Genomic DNA, 3,449 nt, shown 5'->3' on the forward strand with positions numbered 1-3,449 from the left:
GTCGAGGATGTCGTTGATGATGCCGAGCAGGGCCTCGGCCGAGCGATGCGCCTTCTCGATGTAATTGCGCTGACGCGGATTGAGCTCGGTCTGCAGCGCCAGATGCGACATGCCGAGGATGGCATTCATCGGCGTGCGGATCTCGTGGCTCATGTTGGCCAGGAACTCGGACTTGGCGCGGGTGGCGGCCTCGGCGGCGTCGCGCGCCTGTGCCAGCGCCTCCTGGGCCGCTTTGCGCTCGGTGATGTCTTGCACAATGCCGCCCATGCGCTGGACGCTGCCATCGGCGCCGAGGTAGGTCCGGCCCAGCGCGCTGATCCAGCGCGGCTCGCCATCGGGTCGCTGGATGCGGTACTCGACCTGATAGGGAGCGCCGGTCTCGACCGATTGGCGTACCCTGTCGTCGACGCCTGCTCGATCCTCTGGATGCAGGGTCTCGAGGAACAGCTCATAGGAGGCGAGCCCCTCAAACTCGACGCCAAACAGGGCCTTGAACGAATCCGACCAGTAAAGCTCACCAGTGCTGATCTGCCACTCCCAGACGCCGATCTGGGCGCCCTCAATCGCCAGCCGCAGCCGCTCTTCGCTGCGCGCGAGCTTGGCCTCAAGCGCCTTGCGTTGGCTGATGTCCTCGAAGAAGGCGATGAACCATTCCTGATCGCGCACCTGCTGCAAGTAGATGGTGACCGCGGCCGGATACTGGGAGCCATCCTGGCGCCGATGCAGGGTCTCGATCTTCAAGCTGTCTTGGCTTTGCCGCAGCTGCCGGGCAACCTGACGCAGATCATCGGGCGAGAATTCGGGATTGATGTCGCTCACGGTCAGCGACATCAGGGCCTCACGGCTGTAGCCGAACTGCTCGCAGCACTGGTCGTTGGCGTAGATGAAGCGGCCCGTGTCGACGTCGTTCCAGGCGATGCCGATGCCGGCCCGGTCCATCGCCAGCTGGGTATAGGCGAGTTGGTCGTTGCTTGACTGCAGCGCGGCGGTGCGTTCGGCGACCAGTGACTCGAGCTGCTGACGGTGGCGCCGCTCGCCGTCTTGGAAACGCGCCTTGGCCTCTTGCTGGTCGGTCACATCGAGGGTGATCCCATCCCAGACGATCTCACCCTCGGCGTCTCGCCGCGGGCGCGATTGGATCAACAGCCAACGCAAGCGGCCATCAGGATGATGGAATGGCAGCAGCTCGGAGAAATCGCTCATCTCGGCCGCGCTCTTCGCGCCGGCCTCGGCATTGCGCTCGCGTGCATCCTGGGGCACCCGTGCAAATACCCAATCCGAGTCCGCCTGCAGTTGCTCGGCGCTGAAGCCGAGCACGCGCTCAACGCCGGCGCTGACATAACAGAACCTCGGCTTGCCATCAACGACCTGGTATTGATAGATGAAGCCCTTGGGCAGGTTGTCGCCGAGCGCGCGCAGCTGGTCCTCGCGCTCGAGCAGCGCCTGCTTGGCGCGCTCGGACTCAGTGGTGCGATGGCTGACCGCGCGGCGCAGCAAGATCACCCAGAGGCCAACCAGCATCAACGTCAAGCTGAGTGCGGCAATCCCCTGCAGTGCTAGCATCGCAGTGCGGCGATAGTCGGTCGGCTCCATCAGCCATTGGCGCCTGAGGGCGGCGATCTCAGCCTCGGGAATCGACGCCATGCCTTGCTTGACCAGATCCAGGGTGGCCTCGGCATCCTTGCGCGTCGCGCGGTGGAATTGGCCCGCGTAGAGTTCGAAGGCCTTAACCAGCTGGCGATGCGCATCGAGCTGATAGAGATAGAAATTGGCCGGATACTCATCCATGCAGAAGACCTTGATCTCCTGTGCCTTGGCGGCCGCGATCACCGCCCGATAGTCCTCGTAGGGCACCAGGTCATGGATGCCGCGGTTGCTGAGCCAGTCGATGCAGGCATCGCCTTGCATGACGCCGATCTGAAAACCGCGCAGGGTCTCGAGCTTGGTCAGCCCGCCGATCGAGCGGTCGCGATAGATGGCGACGGGCAGGGTGGCGTAGGGCTCGGAAAAGGCATAGAGCGGCAGGCGCTGCGGGGTCTTGAAGAGGTTCTCGATGACATCGGCCTCGCCCTCGAGCAAGCGCTGCTGGGCGAGATCCCATTGCAAGGGCTGCAAGTCCACCGGGATGCCGGTGGCCTGCGACCAACGCTGCCAGAGATCGGCCAGGAAGCCATCGGCCTCGCCTTCGGCGTTGATGAACAGATAAGGCGGATAGTTCTCGTCGCCGACCACCCGCAAGATGCGCTCCTGGGCGAAGGCGGGGCGCAGCGATAGCGCGAGCAGCAGCATCAGGCACAGCGACGTCAGGCAACGCATCGACAACAGGCCCGGCAGCAGCAAGCGCGGCAGCAGCAAGCTCGACCGCAACAGGCGTGGCAGCAATAGGCGTGGCGGCAGCAAGCTTGACCGCAACAGGCGTGGCAGCAATAGGCGTGGCAGCAGCAAGCTTGACCGCAACAGGCGTGGCAGCAATAGGCACGACGAAGGCAGCAGGGTCGGCGGCGCCCAGTCCAGGCTGGCGCCGGCGCGTTGCTCCTGACGAGGTCGGGTCTTGTCACGCGTCATGAATGGCATTCTCAACCTCATCAAGCGCTTGCAGCGCTGTCTCGAAGTCATAGGCCTCGAGCGCGTTGGTGAGCGGTTGTAGCACCTGGCCAAGCTGGCTGGCGCCGAGCTGCTCAGCGAGGTCACGCACGAGTCCGATGGCATCGGTATCGTCTTGCTTCAATAGGCGCCGTAACTGCGCGAGGTCTTTGGCCAAAGCCGCATGATCGAGAGCGGGCTGCGTCGTCGCATCGAGCGCAGTGGAGGCTGTCCCGGACCCGGACCCGGACCCGGACCCGGACCCGGAGCTGGGCGCAGGCGCCAGCGTCTCGAGTCCAGCCAGCACTGGCATCAGCGCCGCGCAGGTATCGGCGACCAACTCGTGCAGCTGCCCATCATCGGCACCGGCCTGACAGGCCGCTTCCAAGGCCGCTGCCGCTCGCCGCACGCCCTCGGCGCCAATATTGGCCGCTACGCCCTTGAGGCTATGCGCGCAGCGGGTTGGCGCCTGAGGGTCCTCTGAGCGAGCGCTCATCGCCGCGGCAAAGTCAGCGGCAAAATCTGCTTGTGTCTCGGCAAAGCGGCGCAGCAGCCGCTGGTAGAGCGCCTGATTGTGCTGCGTGACCGCTAGGCCGGCAGCGATGTTGATGCCGGGGAGAGCATTGAGTGGAGAGGAGTGAGAAGTGAGTTGAGAGGAGTGAGGAGTGAGTGGGGAAGAATGAGTAGTGAGTTGAGAGGAGTGAGGAGTGAGTGAGGACGGGGTGCCTTGTGCATCAGCTGTCACGCGTCCCTTGCTGCGCTCTTCTACTCTCTGCTCACTCCTAATCACTCTCTGCTCACTTCTAGTCACTCTCTCCTCGACCTTGATCCAACGCGCCATGGTGGTGAGCAGCTCGCGCACCTTC

Annotated in this window: 2 protein-coding genes; both read right to left on the bottom strand. The window is 64.2% G+C overall.

The features are described from left to right. Positions 1–2,565 (bottom strand): PAS domain S-box protein (locus tag VBE63_RS26330; RefSeq protein WP_323685963.1); only part of this gene is annotated, 2,565 nt, incomplete at its 3' end. After that, on the bottom strand, positions 2,555–3,449 hold an 895-nt coding region (locus tag VBE63_RS26335), incomplete at its 5' end, for an Hpt domain-containing protein (protein ID WP_323685964.1). The genes VBE63_RS26335 and VBE63_RS26330, both read right to left, overlap by 11 nt.

The sequence above is a fragment of the Lamprobacter sp. genome (assembly GCF_034860625.1).
GTDB lineage: Bacteria > Pseudomonadota > Gammaproteobacteria > Chromatiales > Chromatiaceae > Lamprobacter.